The organism is Streptomyces sp. NPDC028308 (genome assembly GCF_055565855.1).
Window position 1 is genome coordinate 409,029 of record NZ_JBVHTO010000001.1, and the last position, 19,890, is coordinate 428,918.

Annotated in this window: 17 protein-coding genes; 1 reads left to right on the forward strand and 16 read right to left on the reverse strand. The window is 73.3% G+C overall.

All coding sequences use genetic code 11. The features are described from left to right. The 11 genes from ACZ4VA_RS01720 to ACZ4VA_RS01770 all read right to left on the reverse strand — a co-directional run bounded on the left by ACZ4VA_RS01720 (nt 1) and on the right by ACZ4VA_RS01770 (nt 14,714). The gene (locus tag ACZ4VA_RS01720) at nt 1-2,457 is read right to left on the reverse strand and encodes a serine/threonine-protein kinase (protein WP_389389698.1); all 2,457 of its coding nucleotides are present in this window, start codon (nt 2,455-2,457) and stop codon (nt 1-3) included. 88 nt (nt 2,458-2,545) lie between these two features. Beyond that, the gene (locus tag ACZ4VA_RS01725; RefSeq protein WP_355789719.1) at nt 2,546-3,880 is read right to left on the reverse strand and encodes a hypothetical protein; all 1,335 of its coding nucleotides are present in this window, start codon (nt 3,878-3,880) and stop codon (nt 2,546-2,548) included. Between the two features lie 47 nt (nt 3,881-3,927). Next, nucleotides 3,928-4,944 carry a glutamate ABC transporter substrate-binding protein gene (locus ACZ4VA_RS01730; protein ID WP_468079260.1) on the reverse strand — a complete coding sequence of 339 codons (1,017 nt, stop codon included), beginning with the start codon at nt 4,942-4,944 and terminating at the stop codon, nt 3,928-3,930. A 14-nt stretch (nt 4,945-4,958) separates the two neighbouring features. Then, nucleotides 4,959-6,410, reverse strand: a complete 1,452-nt coding sequence (locus ACZ4VA_RS01735) for a hypothetical protein (RefSeq protein WP_356164943.1) — start codon at nt 6,408-6,410, stop codon at nt 4,959-4,961. A 262-nt stretch (nt 6,411-6,672) separates the two neighbouring features. Continuing rightward, the gene (locus ACZ4VA_RS01740) at nt 6,673-7,671 is read right to left on the reverse strand and encodes an N-acetylglucosamine kinase (RefSeq protein ID WP_356237676.1); all 999 of its coding nucleotides are present in this window, start codon (nt 7,669-7,671) and stop codon (nt 6,673-6,675) included. Then, a complete protein-coding gene (locus tag ACZ4VA_RS01745; RefSeq protein ID WP_355782723.1) occupies nt 7,662-8,927 on the reverse strand; it encodes a 6-phospho-beta-glucosidase in 1,266 nt (421 codons plus the stop codon). Before ACZ4VA_RS01745 ends, ACZ4VA_RS01740 begins: the two co-directional genes overlap by 10 nt. Nucleotides 8,928-8,929: 2 nt before the next feature. After that, complete coding sequence (locus ACZ4VA_RS01750; protein ID WP_355782720.1) at nt 8,930-9,826, reverse strand: carbohydrate ABC transporter permease; 897 nt, start codon at nt 9,824-9,826, stop codon at nt 8,930-8,932. A gap of 2 nt (nt 9,827-9,828) precedes the next feature. Next, nucleotides 9,829-10,773: a carbohydrate ABC transporter permease gene (locus ACZ4VA_RS01755; RefSeq protein ID WP_356237677.1), complete on the reverse strand. Its 945-nt coding sequence runs from the start codon at nt 10,771-10,773 to the stop codon at nt 9,829-9,831. Nucleotides 10,774-10,780: 7 nt separating this feature from the next. Next, complete coding sequence (locus ACZ4VA_RS01760; protein WP_356164951.1) at nt 10,781-12,118, reverse strand: ABC transporter substrate-binding protein; 1,338 nt, start codon at nt 12,116-12,118, stop codon at nt 10,781-10,783. Between the two features lie 80 nt (nt 12,119-12,198). Then, nucleotides 12,199-13,410 (reverse strand): ROK family transcriptional regulator, encoded by a 1,212-nt coding sequence (locus ACZ4VA_RS01765; protein WP_355782711.1) that lies wholly within the window; start codon nt 13,408-13,410, stop codon nt 12,199-12,201. Between the two features lie 227 nt (nt 13,411-13,637). Beyond that, complete coding sequence (locus ACZ4VA_RS01770; RefSeq protein ID WP_355782708.1) at nt 13,638-14,714, reverse strand: mechanosensitive ion channel family protein; 1,077 nt, start codon at nt 14,712-14,714, stop codon at nt 13,638-13,640. A gap of 273 nt (nt 14,715-14,987) precedes the next feature. Between ACZ4VA_RS01770 and ACZ4VA_RS01775 the strand changes: the two genes are divergently transcribed. Continuing rightward, nucleotides 14,988-15,524 carry an HNH endonuclease gene (locus ACZ4VA_RS01775; RefSeq protein ID WP_355782705.1) on the forward strand — a complete coding sequence of 179 codons (537 nt, stop codon included), beginning with the start codon at nt 14,988-14,990 and terminating at the stop codon, nt 15,522-15,524. Between the two features lie 46 nt (nt 15,525-15,570). On the opposite strand, the gene ACZ4VA_RS01780 is transcribed toward ACZ4VA_RS01775, so the two are convergent. From ACZ4VA_RS01780 to ACZ4VA_RS01800, 5 genes are all read right to left on the reverse strand, one after another. Then, the gene (locus ACZ4VA_RS01780; protein WP_355782727.1) at nt 15,571-16,131 is read right to left on the reverse strand and encodes a hypothetical protein; all 561 of its coding nucleotides are present in this window, start codon (nt 16,129-16,131) and stop codon (nt 15,571-15,573) included. 50 nt (nt 16,132-16,181) lie between these two features. Further along, a complete protein-coding gene (locus tag ACZ4VA_RS01785) occupies nt 16,182-17,591 on the reverse strand; it encodes a hypothetical protein (protein WP_389389558.1) in 1,410 nt (469 codons plus the stop codon). Continuing rightward, complete coding sequence (locus ACZ4VA_RS01790) at nt 17,588-18,337, reverse strand: ATP-binding cassette domain-containing protein (protein WP_355795789.1); 750 nt, start codon at nt 18,335-18,337, stop codon at nt 17,588-17,590. The genes ACZ4VA_RS01785 and ACZ4VA_RS01790 overlap by 4 nt, the downstream gene beginning before the upstream one ends. A gap of 80 nt (nt 18,338-18,417) precedes the next feature. Beyond that, a complete protein-coding gene (locus ACZ4VA_RS01795; RefSeq protein WP_388903798.1) occupies nt 18,418-19,302 on the reverse strand; it encodes a zf-HC2 domain-containing protein in 885 nt (294 codons plus the stop codon). Further along, nucleotides 19,299-19,883 (reverse strand): RNA polymerase sigma factor, encoded by a 585-nt coding sequence (locus ACZ4VA_RS01800; protein WP_355794948.1) that lies wholly within the window; start codon nt 19,881-19,883, stop codon nt 19,299-19,301. The genes ACZ4VA_RS01795 and ACZ4VA_RS01800 overlap by 4 nt, the downstream gene beginning before the upstream one ends. Nucleotides 19,884-19,890: the final 7 nt, after the last annotated feature.

Here is a 19,890-nt window from a genome sequence, read left to right on the forward strand (position 1 = left end):
TCACACCCACGTCCGGGGGCGGTAACGGTTGGCACGTTCCACCAGGTCGATCCTCTCCTCGCCGCCCTGCGCGAGTCTGGCAAGCATCCGGTACGAACGCTCCAGACCGAAGCGGAGGCCTCGCTCGTCCAGCTCGCTGCCCAGCAGCGCACGTCCGCCCCCGGCAGGTGCGGAACCCTGGCTACCGGAGAGTACCCAGTCCAGCGCACAGCCCAGGACCTCTGTGGACAACTGCTCGCGCCGCACGGCGTCCAGACCGTATCCGTCCAGCGCCTCCACCTGCCCGGCGGCGGCGGTCAGTTCGTCCAGGAAACCGGGCGCGGCGGCCTCCTCGGCCATCCGGTGCCGCAGCCGCGCCCGTACGGCCGCGACCCGCGCCGCCGTGTAGTGGATCGACGACTCCGGCACCGACTCCAGCGTCAGCACCGCGCCCCGCCGGTCGCCGGCCGCCAGCTGGACCCGCGCCAGACCGAACGCCGCGCTCACATAACTGGGGTCGGTCGTCCACACCAGGCGGTAGTACTCCGCCGCGTTGTCCAGCTGGCCGAGCACCTCCGCGCAGACGCCCAGCGCCAGCTTGGGCGCGGGCTCGCCGGGGAACGCGTCGTAGACCGCGTCGAAGGACAGCGCCGCGCCCTCGTGGTCGCCGGTCGCCAGCGCCGCCACGCCCCGGTACCAGACCACCCGCCAGTCGTCGGGCCGCTGCTCCTCCAGCTTCCGCAGGACCTCCAGCGCCGTGTACGAGTCGCCGCTCTCCAGCCGGGCCCGGATCTGCCGCAGCCTCGTCTCCACGGACTCGCTGGGGGCCGCCGCGAGCGCCGTGATCAGTTCCCCGGGCGCGGACGTCAGCAGACCCGCCAGGAAGCCGGCGTTCGGGTCGCCCGGGTCGACGCGCGGGACGGGCAGCGCGAGCGCGGTGGCGGCCGTGTTCAGCGGCTTGACCAGGGACGCTCCGGGGCGCGGTGGCGGCGGTGCGCCGTTCGGCCTCGGGGCGGGCACGGAGGCGCCCTTCCCGCCCCGTACGGGCACGGCGCGCGCCCCCAGCCGGGAGACGTCACCGTCCAGCCTGACGAACAACTCCGTGTCCGTGACCTTGACCTCGGGCCCGAACAGCGTGGACAGCGAGGGGCGCGGGCGGCCCGTCTGCAGGGCCACGACCTCGCGCAGGACGCCGGTCAGCTGCTCCGACATCTCCTCCGCGGAGGCGAAGCGGCGGGCCGGGTCGGGGTCGGTGGCCCGCACGAGCAGCCGGTAGAAGGACTCGTACCGCCGGAAGACGTCGATGGTGTCCGGGTCCGGCAGCGAGTCCACGAAGACGTTCGTGTAGCCCTGGAAGTCGAAGCTGAGCACCGCCAGGGTGCGCGCGACCGTGTAGAGGTCGGAGGCCACGGAGGGGCCGATGTCGGCGACCTCGGGGGCCTGGTAGCCGACCGTGCCGTAGATGGCCGACTCGTCGTCGTCCATCCTGCGCACCGCGCCCATGTCGATCAGCTTGAGCTGGTCCTCGGTCTGGATCGCGTTGTCGACCTTGAAGTCGCAGTACAGGAGGTTGCGGCTGTGCAGGTGCCCGAGGGCCTCCAGCGCCTCGATGCCGTACGCGCAGGCCTGCTCCACCGGCAGCGGGTCCCGCTTGCCGTCCGCCGTACGGCGCCCGTTCGCGATCTCCTTGAGGGACTTGCCGCCCACGTACTCCATGACGATGTAGCCGTCGAGGGAGCCGGTGCGCTGGTCCAGGTGCTCGACGAAGTTGTAGATGCGCACGATGTTGGCGTGCTCGATCTCGGCGAGGAAGCGGCGCTCGGAGATCGCGGCCGCCATCGCGTCCTGGTCCCCGGTGTCCAGGAGGCCCTTGAGGACCACCCAGCGGTCGGAGACCGCGCGGTCGACGGCGAGGTAGACCCAGCCGAGCCCGCCGTGCGCCAGACAGCCCACGACCTCGTACTGGCCGTGCACGATGTCGGCCGCGTGCAGCTTCGGCACGAACGAGTACGGGTGGCCGCACTTGGTGCAGAAGCCCTCCGTGCGCCCCGGCCTGTCTCCGCGCGAACGCCCCACCGGCGCACCGCAGTCGGAGCGCGAGCAGAACCGCTTGCGCTCGGGCACCTCCGGGTTCTCCAGGACCATCTCGCGCGGGTCGGGCCGCGGCACCCCCGGCACCTGCACCAGACCGGCGCCGAGCCGGCCGCGGCTGGAGGAACCCGTCGTCGAGCCGGAGCTGCGCACCGACACCGACCGCGAGCCCGAACTCCCCGACAGGGAACGCGACAGGCGGCCCGAGACCGAGCGCCGGGACTGCGAGGACCGCGACGACGCCCGCGAGCCGGTCCGCGAACTGCTGCCGCGCGACCCGCGAGAGCCGCCGGCCGTGATCCCGGTCGGCTGCGAGCCCACCATGCCGTCCGACGAGACGACCGGCGCCAGACCGCACGTGTCGCAGTACAGCTCCCCGCCGCCCATGTCCTCGTACGACCCCGGGCAACCGGGGCGCTGGCACTTGCGCGCACCGCTCACGGACTGCTCACTCACGCTGCCTCATCCCTGCCCCTCACGTGCCGGGCCTCCTCTGGTCCGTCGGCTCCCCGGCGCCGCCCTGTTCGGGCACCCGCGGGCTCAGCAGGTCGGCCGCCGCGCGCTGGTAGCGCAGCACCGCCTCCTCCGCGACCCGCAGATCGCAGGGCGCGCTCCACAGCATGCGGCGCGCCGCGTCGTAGCGCTCGATGAGGAACGGGTCCTCCGCGAGACCGTGCCGGGCGACCTTCGCCTTGTACGCGTCGAGCCGGCCGCGTAGCTCCGCGCGGACCGCCAGCGGCGCGGTGACGGCCGTCAACGACTCGCGGGCGCGCAGCAGTTCGTCCTCCGCCTTCTGCTCCAGCGACTCCAGGAGCGGGGAGAGGCGATGCCACTGCGCGTGCCTGCGGTACTCGGCGGCCGTCGCCAGCTGCTCGTGCAGCGCCGTCGGCGGACCGCTCACCGCGGGCACCTCGGACGCCGCGATCTTCGCCAGCACCTCACCGCGCGCGGACCGGGCCTCCGCCAGGGTGCGGTCGGCGCGCGAGAGCACGTCCCGCAGCCGCACGAGCCGCGCCTCCGCGTCCTGCCGCACCGTGAGCACCGCGTCGATCTCCCGTCGCACGTCCTCCAGGGCGCGCGCCTCGCGGTCGTACGCCGTCGTGTCCGGCCTGCCACCGCCGGGCGCCGAACTGCCCTGCGCGGGCAGCCAGAAGGCCAGCGGGTCGGAGATCACCTGCTCCCGCATCGACGTCAGCGTGCGCGTGATCCGCTCCAGGTCGTCACCCGAGGGGTGCTCCCCGGGGCGTACGCCGACCGAGTGCGCGAGGCGGCGGGTGCGCTGGAGCTCCGCGGCCAGTAAATCGATCCGGGCCGGCAGCGCGGACCAGACGGCGTCCGCCGCCACGACCATGTCGAGCGAGGCCGCGTACAGCTCGTTCATCCGCTCCACGAGGGCGACCAGCGAGAACCGTTCGCTGAGCTTGCCCGAGCCGGCGAGCGTGGGCGCGTTCGCCGTGGCCGTGGCGCTGCCGGCGACGGTGACGCTCTCGCCGCGCAGCAGCTCCGTCAGCTCGGCCAGGTCCTCACGGCTCGACCAGCGCCGGCGCGCACGGATGCCGCGGGCCGCGCGCAGGGCGTCCGCGTACGCGTCGAAGTACGCCCACAGCAGGGTGATCGACGCCTCGGTGGCCGTCCAGCGCTCCTTGGTCGTGCCCGTGAGCTCGGCGCCTTCGAGGAGTCTGCGGCCCGCGTGGTCCTGGAGGGCGAGGAGCGAGGTCTCGATGGCCTCGTGCTCCGCGCCGAGCCGCGCCAGCGCACGGTCCACCTCGTCCCGGTCCATCACCGGCCCGGGGGGCCCCGTGACGCCCATCGATCACCTCTCGCTCTCGGTTGCTGCCTGTCGCCGGTCGTGGCACGTCACCTGTAGTGGGCCACCAGCGGCTTCGACGACGGCGACTTCTCGGGCAGGGTCGCGGACAGCCAGGTGTCGTAGGACGCCTGCCAGCCGCTCTTGCGGTAGTCCTCGATGACCTGGTTGACCCGGCGCACCAGGTCCTCGGCGTCCTTGTTCATCGCCACACCGTAGTACTCGGTGGTGAAGGTGCCGCCCTTGAGCTCGACCGTCGGGTCCTGCGCGGCCTGGCTCGCGGCCAGCGCGCCGTCGGTCACCACGGCGTCCACCTCGCCCAGCTGGAGCCGTACCAGGCAGTCGAGTTGGTTCGGGACGACGGTCCGCAGGTCGGCGGACGCGGGCAGCCGGCCCGCCTTCCGGTCGTCGGTGAGGGTCTCGTAGGCGGTGGAACCGTCCGCGGTGCAGATCCTCTTGCCGGCGAGGGTCTTGTCGTAGCCCTCGATGGCCGACTTCTTGGGGGCGAGCACCTGCTGGCCGGTCATGAAGTACGGCGCGGAGAAGGCGACTTCGTCCAGGCGCTTGCAGGAGATCGTCATGGTGCGCACCACCATGTCGACCCGGCCCTCCCGGATGGCCGGGATGCGCTCGTTGGTGGGTATGGCCTGGAAGCGGATCTTGTCCGGGCTGCCGAGGATCGCCTCGGCGATCCGGCGCGCGAGATCGATGTCGAAGCCTTCCAGCTCGACCTTCTCCTTGGTGCTGTTCGGGTCCCGGTAGCCCCAGCGGTAGCTGTTCTGGTCGACGCCGACTTTCAGGTAGCCGCGCTCCTTGATGGCCTTGACCGTGTCGCCGCTCTCGTCGCCGGACGGGGAGGGGCTCAGGTCCTGCGGGTCCGTGCACTCCTCGGCCCTGGTCTGGCGGCCGTCGGCGACGCCCTGGCCGCCGATGCCCGTGCTGCCGTCCCCGCGCGCGTCGGCCAGCGGGAGCAGCAGCGCGAGAGCCGCGGTGAGGGCGCAGGCGAGCGCCATCGCGCCCACTCCGCCCCAGCCCCGCAGGCTCGCCCTCAGCCGTCGTACGGTCATGGCCGCTCCTCCTCTCACCGGTACTCCGAAAGCCTGCGCCCGATGCCGAGCACCGCCCCCGCCGCACCGAGCACCGCGAGGACGGCCGCGCCGACGGGCAGACCGGTCATGGCGCCCAGCCCGTCACCCGCCGACTGCCGGAACTCCCGCTCCTCGTGCCGCAGGGCCAGGTCCAGATTGTCGTCGACGCCGTCGAAGCACTCGCCGGTCGGTTTCTGCGCCGGGGTGCCGATGATCCTGTCGAGGGCGCCCTGGTAGTCGCCCGCGTCGTCGGCCCGGCGGGCCTCCAGGTGGCGGGACTTCCACACCTTCATGTTGCCGGTGGCGGTCGTGACGGGCTTCTCGCCCGCCGTGTCGTCCGCCAGCGCGGCCGCCTCGGCCAGGCCCTCGGTGAGGTCGCTCATCGACTTCTGGAAGTCGACGTCGAACCGGTCCTTGGGCTCGCCGCCGACGTCGACGGTCTCCGCGCCGCGGCTCACCAGGGTGAGCGTCTCGTTGCCGCGGGCCTTGAGGGAGGCGATCTGCGCGTCGTGCAGCACGTTCAGCGAGCGCACGCCGTGGTCGTAGGAGGAGTCGAGTCCGGCGCGGGCCACGCTGTGCCCGACGACCAGCCAGAGCAGGACCACCGCGGCGGCGGCCGTGGCGGCGGCCAGGCCATGGTTCAGCACGCGGTTGGTGCGCCGGTAGTGGCGCCGCTGGGTCCAGGCGAGCGCGCCGAGCACGAGCAGGCCCAGCGCGATCGCGGCCCAGGGGTAGGGGGTCGCGGCGGCGTAGTCGGAGCGCAGCCGGCGGTTCTCCGAGGTGTAGAGGTCCTCGGCGGCCGGGAGCATCTCCTTCTGCATCTTGTCGTTCGCGTACCGCAGGTAGGCGCCGCCGAGGGGGAAGCCCTGCCGGTTGTTGGCGCGGGCCCGCTCGACCAGGCCCTTGTACTGCGGCAGGAGCTTGTTCAGCTTGGTGATCGTGTCCGCCGAGGCCGAGCCTGGCTCGGAGTTCGCGGCGGCGGTGACCAGCTTGGCGGCCGCCGTCCTGATGTCCTTCTCGTACCGCTTCCGGGTGGCCTCCGGCTCCTGACCGCCCGCCAGGAAGCCGCTGGACGCCGCCGTGTTGGCGTCCGCGAGGGAGCGGTAGATGTCGGCCGCGTCGGAACTCAGCGGCTGGCTCTTGTGCAGCACGTCGTCGGCGGCGGCCGAGCGGTCGGACATCTGCCAGGCGGTGACGGAGCCGAACGCGACGACCAGCAGCGCGAGGAGCGCGCCGATGATCCGCAGCCGGCCGGGCTCGGTCGTGGCGCCCGCACGCAGCCGGTCGACACCCTCGGACCAGGCGGTACGGCGCGGCGGGGCCGGGGCGGGCAGCGGACGCGCGGCCGGCACCGGCGCGGGCGGCCCGGCCTGCGGCGGCACGGCCGGGACCGCGGGCGCGGCCGGCGCCGGTGGCGCCGCACCGCCCTGCTGCGGATACGTCACGTGACCTCCCCCTGGTCCTTCGTCGGTCACCTCCGCCCGCCGCGCCGAGGGCGCGGGCGAAAGTGCACGGGCGCAAGTATCGCCGCCGCGGCGGACATCCGCACAGGCCTTGACTCGATCTTGTTCGGATCGCGGCACACCCGTCGGACTCCAGCACGGCGCACGACTCCCCGCGCCACCCCCCTGCCCATGAATACGCGCGCCGGATCAGTTCGGTTCCCGGCCCGCGGCGGAGGGATCGCGCCCCCCGCCGCGCGGGAGTTCACGCCCCGTCGCGTACGGCGGTCACGTCCCCTTCGTAGGCGGCCCGCACGCGCGCGTGGACCTCGTCCGGGGCGCCGAGGTGGTCGAGGCCGAGGAGCGCGGCGCCGAGGACGGGGCTCGCCGTGACCACCCGGGGGACCGCCTTGGGGGCGCGGTCCGCGAGCAGTTCGCCGATCCGGTCGTCGAGCTGCGGGTGCCGGGCGGCGAGGATGCTGCCGCCGAGGAGGACCGGCACCTCCTCGTCCAGCAGTTCCAGGCGGGTCAGGGCGACCGCCGCCATGGCGACCACCTCGTCCGCGAGCCGGTCGACCAGCGCGCGCGCCGCCGGGTCGCCGTCCGCGGCGGTGGCGAACAGCACCGGGGTGAGCTCGTGCCGCCGGGCGTTGCCGATGTGCCCGAGGTGCAGGGCCTCGATCAGCGCGTACATCGAGCCGAGGCCGAAGTGGGCCGGGAGGGTGCGGGCCAGGGCCGTCGGTCCGCCCCGGCCGTCCTCGGCGCGCGCCGCGTGCCACAGGGCCTCCTCCGCGAGACCCCAGCCGCCGCCCCAGTCGCCGGAGATCCGGCCGATCGCGGGGAAGCGGGCGGTGCGTCCGTCGGGCCGCATGCCGACGCAGTTGATGCCCGCGCCGCACACCACGGCGACCCCGCGCGGCTCGGCGATCCCGGCCCGCAGGATCGCGAAGGTGTCGTTGCGCACGTCCACGCTCGCGCCCCACCCCCGCGCCTCCAGGGCGGCCGCCAACTGCTCCTCCTCCACGGGTAGATCGGCGTTGGCGAGACAGGCGGAGACATGGGCGACGGAGGTCACGCCCGCCGCGGCGTACGCCCGGCCGACCGCCGCGGCGACCGCGTCCACGGCCGGCCCGACGCCCACCGCGGGGGGCCGGAAGCCGCCGCCGCGGGCCGTGGCGAGCACCCGGCCGTCGGTGGACACGACCGCGACGTCCGTCTTGCTGTTCCCCGCGTCGATGGCGAGGACTCCTGCGCTCACGCCCACGCGAGGTGCTCCCGGTTGTGCGCGATCAGCCGGTCGGTGAGGGTGTCGGCGTAGGCGTACTGGCCCACCAGGGGGTGCGCGAGCAGGGCGCGGAACACCCGGTCGCGGCCCCCGCGCAGCGCGGCCTCCAGCGCCAGGTCCTCGTACGCCGTCACGTTCGCCATCAGCCCCGCGTACAGCGGGTCCACGTCCGGCACCGGCAGCGGCGTCGGCCCCTTGGTGCCGACCGCCGCCTGCACCTCGATCACCGCGTCGTCCGGCAGGAAGGGCAGCGTCCCCCGGTTGTAGGTGTTGACCACCTGGTAGGGGCTGCCGCCTCCGCCGAGCAGCGAGGCCGCCAGGTCCACGGCCGCCTCCGAGTAGTACGCGCCGCCGCGCCGGGCCAGCAGCTCCGGCTTCTCGTCGAGCGCCGGGTCGCCGTACATCCGCAGCAACTCCCGCTCCATCTCGGCCACTTCGGCGGCGCGCGACGGCTTTGTCCTGAGTTCGCGGACCACCTCGTCGTGCGCGTAGTAGTAGCGCAGGTAGTACGACGGGACGACGCCGAGCCGGTCGACGATGCTGCGGGGCAGGTGCAGGTCGTCCGCGACGGTGCCGCCGTGCTCGGCGAGCAGCCTGGGCAGGACGTTCTCGCCCTCGGGGCCGCCGAGGCGCACGCCGGTCTCCCAGGTGAGGTGGTTGAGGCCCACGTGGTCCAGGTGCACGTCGGCCGGTGCCACCCCGAGCAGTCCGGCGAACTTCCGCTGGAAGCCGATCGCCACGTTGCACAGCCCGACCGTCCGGTGGCCCGCCTGGAGCAGGGCGCGGGTGACGATGCCGACCGGGTTGGTGAAGTCGATGATCCAGGCGTCCGGGTTCGCGCGGCGGACCCGCTCGGCGATGTCCAGCACCACCGGAACCGTGCGCAGCGCCTTGGCGAGACCGCCCGCGCCCGTCGTCTCCTGCCCGACGCAGCCGCACTCCAGCGGCCAGGTCTCGTCCTCGTTGCGGGCGGCCTGCCCGCCGACGCGCAGCTGGAGCAGCACGGCGTCGGCGCCCTCGACCCCCGCGTCCAGGTCGGAGGTGGTGACGATCCTCCCCGGGTGTCCCTGCCGGGCGAAGATCCGCCGGGCCAGGCCGCCCACCAGCTCCAGCCGGTCGGCGGCCGGGTCGACGAGCACCAGCTCCTCGACGGGCAAGGTGTCCCGCAACCGCGCGAATCCGTCGATGAGTTCAGGGGTGTACGTGGAGCCCCCGCCCACTACTGCCAGTTTCATAGTCAGCCCTTCACTCCGGTGAGCGTGACGCCCTCGACGAACGCCTTCTGCGCGAAGAAGAACACGAGGATCACGGGGGCCATGACCAGGACGGTCGCGGCCATGGTGAGATTCCAGTCGGTGTGGTGCGCGCCCTTGAACGACTCCAGGCCGTAACTCAGTGTCCAGGCGGCGGGGTTCTCGGACGCGTAGATCTGCGGCCCGAAGTAGTCGTTCCAGGCGTAGAAGAACTGGAAGAGCGCGACCGCCGCGATACCGGGTTTCGCCATCGGCAGCACGACCCGCAGCAGCGTCCTGAGGTCCCCGCAGCCGTCGACCCGGGCCGCGTCGAGGTACTCGTTCGGGATGGTCGTCAGGAACTGCCGCAGCAGGAAGATGGAGAACGCGTCCCCGAAGGCCATCGGGACGATGAGCGGCCACAGCGTGCCGGACAGGTCCAGCTGCTTCGCCCAGAACAGGTACATCGGGATGACGACGACCTGCGGCGGCAGCATCATCATCGAGATGACCAGCATCAGCGACAGGTTCCGGCCCCGGAAGCGGAACTTGGCGAGCGCGTACGCCACCGGGATCGACGAGACGACGGTGAGGACGGTGCCGGCCCCGGCGTACAGCAGCGTGTTCTTCCACCAGGTCAGGAAGCCCGGGGTGTCGAAGACCTTGCGGTAGTTGCCCCACTCCCAGGTGTGCGGGATCAGGTCCCGGCTCAGGGCCTGCGAGTCGCTCATCAGGGAGGTGAGGAAGACGAAAACGAAGGGCAGCACGAAGAAGAGCGCGGCCGCCACGCCCAGCGCGTGCACGGCGATCCATTCCAGGAAGGCCCTGCGGCGGGCGGTGCGCTCGGCCGGTGAGACAGGCCGGGGCCGCAACTCCACCGGTTTGTCGAGTACTTGGGTCATGGTCAGTCACCTGCCTGGATGAGACCGCCCCGGCGCCGCATCAGGAACGCGGTGAACACCATGGACAGGGCGAACAGCACCAGCGCGACCACACAGGCGGAGCCGTAGTCGAAGCGCTGGAAACCGAGGTTGTAGACGAGCTGCGGCAGGGTGAGCGTCGACTTGTCCGGATAGCCGGGCTCGAACTGCGTTCCCGCGCCCTGGATGACGCCCGAGGCGACCTTCCCGGCGATCAGCGGCTGCGTGTAGTACTGCATCGTCTGGATCACCCCGGTGACCACGGCGAACATCACGATCGGCGAGATGTTCGGCAGGGTCACGTACCGGAAGCGCTGCCAGGCGGAGGTGCCGTCCAGCTCCGCGGCCTCGTACTGCTCCTTCGGGACGTCGAGCAGCGCCGCCATGAAGATGACCATGAGGTCGCCGACGCCCCACAGGGCGAGCATGGTGAGCGCGGGCTTGGACCAGGCGGGGTCGTTGAACCAGCCGGGGGCCGGGATGCCGATGCCCTCCAGGATCGAGTTCACCGGTCCCGTGCCCGGGTTGAGCAGGAAGGCGAACGCCATCGTGGCGGCGACGGGCGGGGCCAGGTAGGGCAGGTAGAAGAGGGTCCGGAAGACGCCCGTCCCGGTCCTGATCTTCGTGATCAGCAGCCCGACGCCCAGTCCGAACAGGACCCGGAGGCTGACCATCACGACGACGAGCCACAGGGTGTTGCGCAACGCGGGCCAGAACAGGGGGTAGTTCTGGAAGACGTAGACCCAGTTCTTCGTGCCGCTCCACGTCGGCGGCTTGAAGCCGTCGTAGTGCATGAACGAGAAGTAGACGGTCGAGAGCAGCGGATAGGCGAAGAAGACCGCGAACCCGACGAGCCAGGGCGACATGAAGGCGGCCGTGCGCAGCGCCGCCCGGCGGCGCTTGGCGCGCAGTGTGTACGTGGCGCTCATGGACGTGTCACTTCGCCTGGGCGATGTCCGTGTCGATCTGGGCGGCGGTCTTCCTCAGACCGGCCTCCAGATCCCGCGCCTTGCCGCTCTCGTAGTCGTAGCCGAACTGCTGGATCGACACGAGGTAGGTGCCGCCGTTGATCGAGGCGGGGGTCGTCGTGGAGTGGGGGTTCGACGCGATGTCCAAAAAGGTCTTGAAGCGCGGGTCGTACTTCAGCTTCGGGGACTTGAGGGCTTCCAGTGTGGACGGCACGTTGTGGATGGCGTTGGCGAAGCCGACCACCGCGTCCGTGTCCGTGGTCATGTACTTCACGAGTTCCCAGGCCGCGTTCTGCTTCTTGCTGGTGGCGGCGATGCCGGCGATGGTGCCGGTGATGTAGCCCTTGCCGTACTGGTCGGCCTGGTCGTCGGGCACGGGCAGCGGCGCCACGCCGATCTCGAAGCCGGGCTTGGCCTCCTCGGCCATGCCGAGCCGCCACTCGCCGTCCAGCTGCATCGCGACCTGGCCGGTGTGGAAGGGGTGCTTGGGACCCCACTCGTCACCGAGCTTGGACCGGAACTTCTCCAGCTTCTGATACCCGCCGAGCGCGTCGACCAGCCGCTTCTGGAGGGTGAACCCCTTCTTGAAAGCGGGGTCCTTCGCGATGTTCGACTTGCCCTCGCTGTCGAAGTACGTCGGCGAGAACTGCCCGAAGTAGTGCTCGGTGGTCGACTCCCAGCCGTGGTAGTTCGGCATGAACCCGAGTTGGGAGTAGGAGTCCCCCTTGGTGACGGTGAGCTTCTCGGCGTCCTTCTCGAACTCGGACCAGGTCTTCGGCGGCGCGGTGATGCCGGCCTTCTCGAAGGCGGTCTTGTTGTAGTAGAGCCCGTAGGCGTCACCGAGCAGCGGCACGGTGCAGCGGTTGCCCTCGAACTGGGTGTACTCGTTCATCGCCTTCGGGAACGTCTTCTCCGGGTCGATGTCCGCCTTCTCGAAGAAGGGGCCGAGGTCGACGAAGGCGCCGGACGAGCAGAACTTGCCGACGTTGTTGGTGGTGAAGGAGGAGACAACGTCGGGGGCCTTGTCGCCGCCCGCGCGCAGCGCCTGGTTGATCTTGTCGTCCGTCATGTTGCCGACGACGTTGACGTGGATGTTGGGGTGCTTCTTCTCGAAGCCCGCGACGAGCGACTTCACGGCCTTGACCTCACCGGGCGCGCTCCAGGCGTGCCAGAAGTTGAGCGTCGTCTCCTTGGACGCGTCGTCGCTGCCGCCGGAGTCGGACTGGCCGGTACAGGCGGTGGCGAGGAGGGCTATCGAGGCGGACGCGGCCAGCGCGACGACCGCTTTCCGGGACATTCCGGGCATGACGGGGTCTCCCTAGGACGGGCGGGACTGCAGGGGACGCGGGGGGTGGGTGGATCGGACGGTGCCGGGATACGGCGGGGTCAGCGCGAGGTGTCGAAGACCTCGTCGCGGGTGGCCGCCAGCGCGCTCTCCAACGCGCCGCGCAGCACGGGGTGTTCGCGCACGTCGCCGACGACGAGCCGCGGACGGGACGGGGCCAGTTCCTCCAGCTCCGCCTGGACCAGGGCCCGCAGCGGTTCACCGCCGGCGGTGAGGGAGGCGCCGCTGAGCACGACGAGTTCGGGGTCGAGGACGGAGACGAGTGAGGCCAGACCGGTGGCCAGCCCGGTCGCGTACGTCTGGAGCAGCCGCAGGTGCGGCCCCTCGTTCACGGCGGCGGCCTGGGCGACGAGGGCGGCGGCCACCTCGGCGTACGGCCCGCTCGGCACCGGCCGGATGCCCAGCTCGCGGGCGAGCGCCGGGATCGCCTGGGAGCCGGCCAGCTCCTGGTAGCCGCCGCTGTTGGCCCGGGTCACCTGCCGGACCAGGGGTGCGCCGGGCACCGGCAGGAACCCGACCTCGCCGGCGCCGCCGGTCCAGCCGCGGTGCAGCCGTCCGCCGAGGACGAGCGCGGCGCCGAGACCGCCCTCGTTCCACAGCAGGACGAAGTCCTCGTGACCGCGGGCCGCGCCGAGCCGCTGCTCGGCGACGGCGACGAGGTTCACGTCGTTCTCGTACTCGACGGGCATCGGCAGCGCCGCGGCCAGCTCGTCGAGGAGGCTGGGGGAGTGCCAGCCGGGCAGGTGCGAGGCGTAGCGCAGCCGTCCGGTGGTGGGGTCGAAGGCGCCCGGTGTGGCGATGACGAGCCGGTGCACGTCGTCGCGGGCGAGCCCCGCAGCCTTCACCGCCCCGTCCAGCGCGTCGGTGACCTGCCGGACCACGGGCTGCGCCGGACGCCGGCCGGGCGTCGGCAGCTCGAACTCGCCCACCGTGCGGCCGGTGACGTCGGCGACGGCGGCCCGGACGCGCTCGGGGGTGACGTCGAGTCCGGCCGCGTGGGCGGCGTGCGGGTTGACGGCGTACAGCTGGGCGTTGGGGCCCGGGCGGCCCTCGCTGGTCCCGGTGGCGAGCACCAGGCCGGCGGCCTCCAGGCGGGCGAGGAGCTGGGAGGCGGTGGGCTTGGACAGCCCGGTCAGCTTGCCGATCCGGGTGCGGGACAGCGGGCCGTGCTCCAGGAGGAGGTCCAGGGCGGCGCGGTCGTTCATGGCGCGCAGGACGCGCGGAGTGCCCGGCGTACCGGCTGATCCGGCCATGTCGTCCCCACCTGCCTCTCGGCTGCCCAGCTTCCCAGTGCCGCGGCGGCGACGTCCACGCGGGGGCCGGGGAGACCCCGCCGCAAGATCACTGTTAGGAAAGTTTCCTGTTCGATGGGAGGAACGTAGGCGCGGTGCCGTGAGGGCGTCAAGAGAGACCGCCCCCGCGGCAACAGAGTCGTTACCCGCGGGGGCGGTCGTGGTGGGTCCGCGCAGTGCGCCGGGGGCTACCTCTGCGGGGACCTCGGGGCGATCGGGGACGCGGCCTCCGACTGCGGGGACGCCGAGTTCGCGTACACCGAGGGCGCCGCCACCGCGGCCGTCGGGTCCGGAGCCGGCGTCTCCTCCGGCTGGACCGTGGACCCGCCGACGATCCGGATGTCGGCGGCGTCGAAGGCGCGCTTGATGCGCCAGCGCAGCTCGCGCTCCACCGTCAGGGCCTTGCCCGGCATGGTCTTCGCCGAGACGCGGACCACCATCGAGTCGAGCAGGACGCTGTCGAGGCCGAGCACCTCGATCGGGCCCCACAGCAGCTCGTTCCAGGGCTCCGCCTTGCTCATGGCCTCGCTGACCTCGTTGAGCACCGACCGGACGTGGTCCAGGTCCTCAGAGGCGCGGACGGTGACGTCGACGCCCGCCGTGGCCCAGCCCTGGGAGAGGTTGCCGATGCGCTTGACCTCGCCGTTGCGGACGTACCAGATCTCGCCGCTGTCGCCGCGCAGCTTCGTGACGCGCAGGCCGACCTCTATCACCTCGCCGGAGGCCACCCCGGCGTCGATGGTGTCGCCGACGCCGTACTGGTCCTCCAGGATCATGAACACGCCGGACAGGAAGTCCGTGACCAGGTTGCGGGCGCCGAAACCGATGGCCACACCGGCCACACCGGCGGAGGCGAGCAGGGGCGCGAGGTTGATCTCGAAGGTGCCGAGGACCATCAGCGCGGCCGTGCCCACGATCAGGAAGGACGCCACCGACCGCAGCACCGAGCCGATGGCCTGGGACCGCTGCCGGCGCCGCTCGGCGTTCACCAGCAGCCCGGCGAGCGCGGTGCCGTCGACGGCCTGCGCGGTCCGGTTCATCCGTTCTATGAACTTGGTGATCGCCCGGCGCACCGCGATTCTGAGGGCCACCGCGATGACCACGATCAGCAGGACCCGCAGACCGATGCTGAGCCAGGTGGACCAGTTCTGCTCGACCCAGCTGGCGGCGTTGGTCGCGCTCTCCTGGGCGTCCTGAAGCGGGTCGGCCGTCGTCGAGGGTGACGGCGACGGGGTCGCGGTGGCCGACAGGACGGACAAGAACACGGGGTGTACCTCCAGGCGTAGCGGTCCGCCCGCGGCCGGAAATCACGAGAAGGACACCGTCGGGCAGACCCACCACACTAACGGGGCATCGTGTGTGGATCGTTGCCGTCCGCGAGGGAGAGACTGTGCTCACCCGGGGATGAAGAAGGTGTGGTCGAAAACACTCCCAGCCCGTTACCGGGACATGGTGGCGCTTCCACCAGGCATGAGGGGACACTGGCCACAGATCGTCCCGGCGCGAGCCACGCGCCGCCGGCGTACAAGGAGGCATCCGTGCCGCATGTCCTGGTCCTCAACGCGTCGTACGAGCCACTCGGCGTCGTACCGCTCCGCCGCGCGCTCGTCCTCGTCCTGGAGAACAAGGCAGTCTCCCTGGAGGAATCCGGCGCCTTCATGCACAGCGCGACCGTTACTGTCCCCGCACCCAGCGTGGTCCGGCTGAAGAGGTTCGTCCGGGTCCCCTACCGGGGCCCCGTCCCGCTGACCAGGCGAGCCCTGTTCGCCCGGGACGGCGGCCGGTGCATGTACTGCGGTGGCGTCGCAACCAGCGTCGACCACGTCGTCCCGCGCAGCCGCGGGGGTCAGCACGCCTGGGACAACGTGGTGGCGTCGTGCCGCCGCTGCAACCACGTCAAGGCCGACCGCCACCTGGTCGAGATCGGCTGGCGCCTGCGCCACAAACCCGCCCCGCCGACGGGGCTCGCCTGGCGCATCATCGGAACCGGCCATCGCGACCCGCGCTGGCTGCCCTACCTGCAGCCGTACGGCGCCGAGGACGCGATGGCCCGGATCGACGGCATCTCCGCCTGACGATCCGGGCTTTTGCACACCCCTGCCCGTCCCGCACGGCCCCGCCTCAGCCGCGGGGTCCTTCGGGGCGGGCGCCACGCCATGCGCAGAGCGCCGAGCCGGACACGAAGAGTGCCAGCGCGACGCCCCACGCGGCCGGCTGCGGGCCCGACTGAAGCGGCCAGGCGAGCACTGTCTCGTTTCTCACACGGGGTGAGGCGGCCGAGAGGTACACCGAGCTGAGGTACAGCGTCGTCGGCAGCCAGCTCGCCCGGGCGCCGGTCACGACCGCCGCGGCCGCCGTGAGACCGACCGCGCCCAGCGTGTTGCGGACCATCGCCGCCGCGCCGAACACCTCCGCCCGCCCGGGCACGGCGAGCGCCAGCAGCAGCGCCGCGAGCGCGCCGAGGACCAGCAGGTGCGCCAGGCGCCGGGGCCACCAGGGCCGTACGGCCGTGTCGTCCAGCTCCCGCGCGTACGAGTGGAGGCTCACCCCGACCGCCGCCGAGGCCGCCAGCGGGGCGAGCGAGAGCAGCGGGACCCTGCGGTACGGGTCCAGGTAGGTCTCCGGCCGGCTCGCCGCCCACAGGGTGAGCAGCGCGGCGCCGGCCAGCACGGCGGCCGTCATGGGCAGGGTGCGGGAGCGGGCGTACAGGACGAGGGGAGCGGGCGGCGTCTTCACAGGGACGGGACCTCTCTCTCGTCCGGTGCGCAGTCCCGGGCGGTCGCGAACCAGCGGCCGAGCCAGGCGCGGCGCTCCTCCACGGTCATCGCGGCGAGGCGGGCGTACGCCTCGTCCTCGTCCCGGTAGCGGGCGAGGGCCTCCGTGTCGCCGCTCTTGCGGGCCGCTTTCACGAAGTACCGGCGCAGGTCGCGGGACAGGCGGTCCGGCGCGAGCCAGCGCAGCACGGCCTCGTCCGCGATCCGCACGCGTCGTGACGAAGGGCTTCCTTCGCAGTCCGCCCTGACCAGCATGTGCGCGGCCTCCCAGGCGTACCGCTCCGGATTTGTGAGCTCGCCGCGTACGACGCCCCACCCGAAGGGCGTCAGTACCGGCAACTGCGCCTCGTCCTCGTGCGGGTCGCGCCCCAGGTCCTCGAAGCGCACCGGCACGTTCCGGACGCCCGCCAGCCGGCCGGTGAGACCGGACAGCGCGTCGGTCACCTCCGGCAGCAGACCGGGGTGGGTGGCGTTGACGCACACGTGCGGTGTGGTCGAGGTGTCGCACACCTGACGGTGGAACCGCGGGTTGTCGGGGAGCACCCCGTCACCCGTACGGACGAGCAGGACGGCGGCGCCCAGTGCGGCGGCCAGCGGCAGCAGCGCGGCGGGGCGGCGGCGCGCGGTGACGACCAGGACCGCGGCGGCGGCCAGCCCGCAGGCCCACAGGGCCGCGAGGAGCGGATACCACCACACCGGCACCGCCCGGTCGCCGTGCCCCCGCACCTGGGCGAGCGCCAGCAGGCGCAGACCGGAGCGCGAGGTGCCGAGGACGCCGCACAGGACGTAGCCGCAGATCGCCAGCGCCGGCGCGGTCAGCCGCCAGGGCAGCGCCCGGCCCGCCACGTGGCCGAGCAGCGTGCACGCGGCGATCGAGACGGCGGTGCCCGCGACGACCGTCGGGGCGGGGTGGCCCGCCGACGTGTAGGGCGCGCAGGCGGCCAGCGCCCCGGCCGCCGTGAGCAGGTAGGCGGCCGCCAGCCAGCAGCCAAGCGGCAGGGCCGCCGTGAGGAGCTGGGCCAGCGGTCCGCGGGCGCCCGAGGTGCGCAGCTCCGCCGTCCCGAGCCGGCGTTCCCGGCCGCCCTGCCACGCGCCCGCCGCCAGCGCGAAGGGCGCGCCGACCAGCCCCGCCGCGTCGCCGAGCCTGGTGGTCGTCCCGCCCCAGCTGCCCTGCCACTGCGCGGCGGTGGCCGCGAGGGGCCACGCCAGCGCCACGAGCAGTGCGGCGCCCGCCCAGGGGGCGAACCCGCGCAGGAACTCGGTGCGCATCGGGTGGCGCGCGCGGCGGCCGCGGGGCGCGGGAGCGGTGCCCCGGTCCGGCGGAAGAGCGGTGGTGCGGTCCTCGTCCGGTCGCGTGCCTACGCTCATCGGCCGGCCTCCGCGGAGGCGCCGGCGCGGTGGGCGCGCAGGGCCGCGGTGTAGCCGCGCTCCATGGCGTTGCCGTCGGCGGCGGTGCCGTCCGCGCCGAGGTCGGCCAGCGATCGCGGGGTTCCCCGGTAGGCGACCCGGCCCGCCTCGATCAGGGTGACGTCCGTGCAGGCGGCGGCCACGTCCTCGACCAGGTGGGTGGAGACGACGACGGTGGCCGCCCGGCCCAGTTCCCGCAGCAGGGCGCGGAACTCGACGCGCTGCTCGGGGTCGAGGCCCGCGGTGGGCTCGTCCAGCAGCAGGACGCGGGGTGCGTTCACGATCGCCTGCGCGATGCCGACGCGTCGGACCATGCCGCCGGAGAGCGTCCTGACCTTCGCGTCGAGGCGGTCGGCGAGCCCGACCCGGGTGACCGCGTGCTCGACGGCGGCCGGGACAGCGGCCGCGGGCATCTCCTTCAGCCAGGCCACGTACGCCACGAACTCCCGCACGGTGAACCCCGGGTAGTACCCGAACTCCTGCGGGAGATAGCCCAGTTCACGGCGTACGGCGGTCCGCTCCCGGTGCCGGCCGAGGTCGCCGCCGAGCATCTCCACGCGGCCCGCGGCGGGCTCCGCGACCGTCGCGAGGACGCGGACGAGGGAGGTCTTGCCGGCCCCGTTCGGACCGAGCAGCCCGTGGACCCCGGGACCGAGGTCCAGGTCGACGGCGTCCAGCGCGAGCGTCCTGCGGTGGCGGACGGTCAGCCCCTGGACGCGGACGGCCGGGGAGCCGGGCGCGGTGCCGTCCGGTGCGCGGGGCGCGGGCGGGGTGGTGGTGCCGGGGTTCACATCGTCTCCAGACGGTCGTACGCGGTGCGGCGCGCGACGAGGACCAGGGCGCAGAGCGCGGACGCCGCCGCCCAGGTCCACTGCGGCGAGGCGCCGGTGAGGTAGAGGGAGAGCTGCCGGGCGAGCCGGACCGTGACTCCGGCCCCGGAGTCCGCGAGGACGGGCGCGGCCAGGGCGAGCAGCCAGCCGCCGCCGACCGCCGCAGACGCGGCCCGGCAGCCCACGAACCCGGACAGCGCCAGGGTGGCCAGCGTCAGGGCGAGCCCGGGCAGCAGCCAGGCGGCCGCCGCCGGCACCTCCGGCGCCCCGGAGCCGGTGGCGGGCAGCAGGAACCCCGCGAGGGTCAGCAGCGGCAGGCTCAGCGCGAGGACGGCGGCCGTCCGCGTCAGCAGCAGGCGCAGCCCGCCGGAGGGCGAGGCGGCGGCGATCTCGTGCAGGGGATCGGCGTGCCGGCCGTAGGACAGGGCGACCCCGGCGACCGGGACGACCGGGGCGACGGCCGGCAGCAGCGGGCGCACGGCGTCGAACCCGCCGCCGTACGCGAGGGCCAGCGCCCCCGCGGCCACCAGGACCACGGCCGCCGCCCAGGCCCCGCGCAGCGCGGGCCCGGCGGCCCACAGGACGCGCCCGAGCCGCCCCCCGACGGCCCGGACCCGCACGGGCGCCGGGGCCCGGGCGGGTGCCGGGGCCGCGTGCAGGACCGCGTCCCGCACCTCGGCCAGCACCGCCCCGGCGGTGCCCGTCCGCGCCGCCCGCGAGGTCCGAGCGGCGCACGCGGCGCAGCCCTCCAGGTGCTTCTCCAGGGACCAGGCGTCCGGCTCCGGCAGGCCGCCGTCCGTGTAACGGGTGATCAGGTCGTCGGGTGCGTGCCAGCCGGTCATGCCGGACCTCCCAGCGGGGACGGGCCCGGGGCCCCGGACGGATGCAGGTGGGCGAGGGCGGCGCGCAGTTCGGCGCGGGCGCGCATGGCGCGGGTCTTGACCGTGCCCTCGGGGATGCCGAGGAGCCGGGCCGTCTCCCGGGTCGTGAGCCCGTCGACCACCGTGGCCCGCAGCACCTCGCGGAGCTCGGGGGAGATGCGGTCGAGCGCCGTGCCGACGTCGCCGTACTCCAGGCCCGCCAGCACCCGCTCCTCGGCGGAGGCCACCGCCACCGGTGCCTCGTACTCGACCCGCGCGGCCCGCTCCTGCACCCGGCGGGCGTCAACCAGCCGCCGGGCCGCGAGCGTCCACAGCCAGCCGCCGGCCTGCTCACCCCGGTGGGAGGCCGCCGACCGCCACACCGCCACGAAGGTGTCCTGGAGCACCTCGCGCACGACCTCGGGGTCCGCGCAGCGCCGGGTCAGCCGCGTGTGCAGCCACCCGGCGTGCCGGTCGTACAGGGCGGCCATCGCCGCCGAGTCCCCGTCCGCGACGGCCCGCAGCAGCGCCGCGTCCGTGACGTCCTCCCGGTGGCCCCCCATGGGGCGG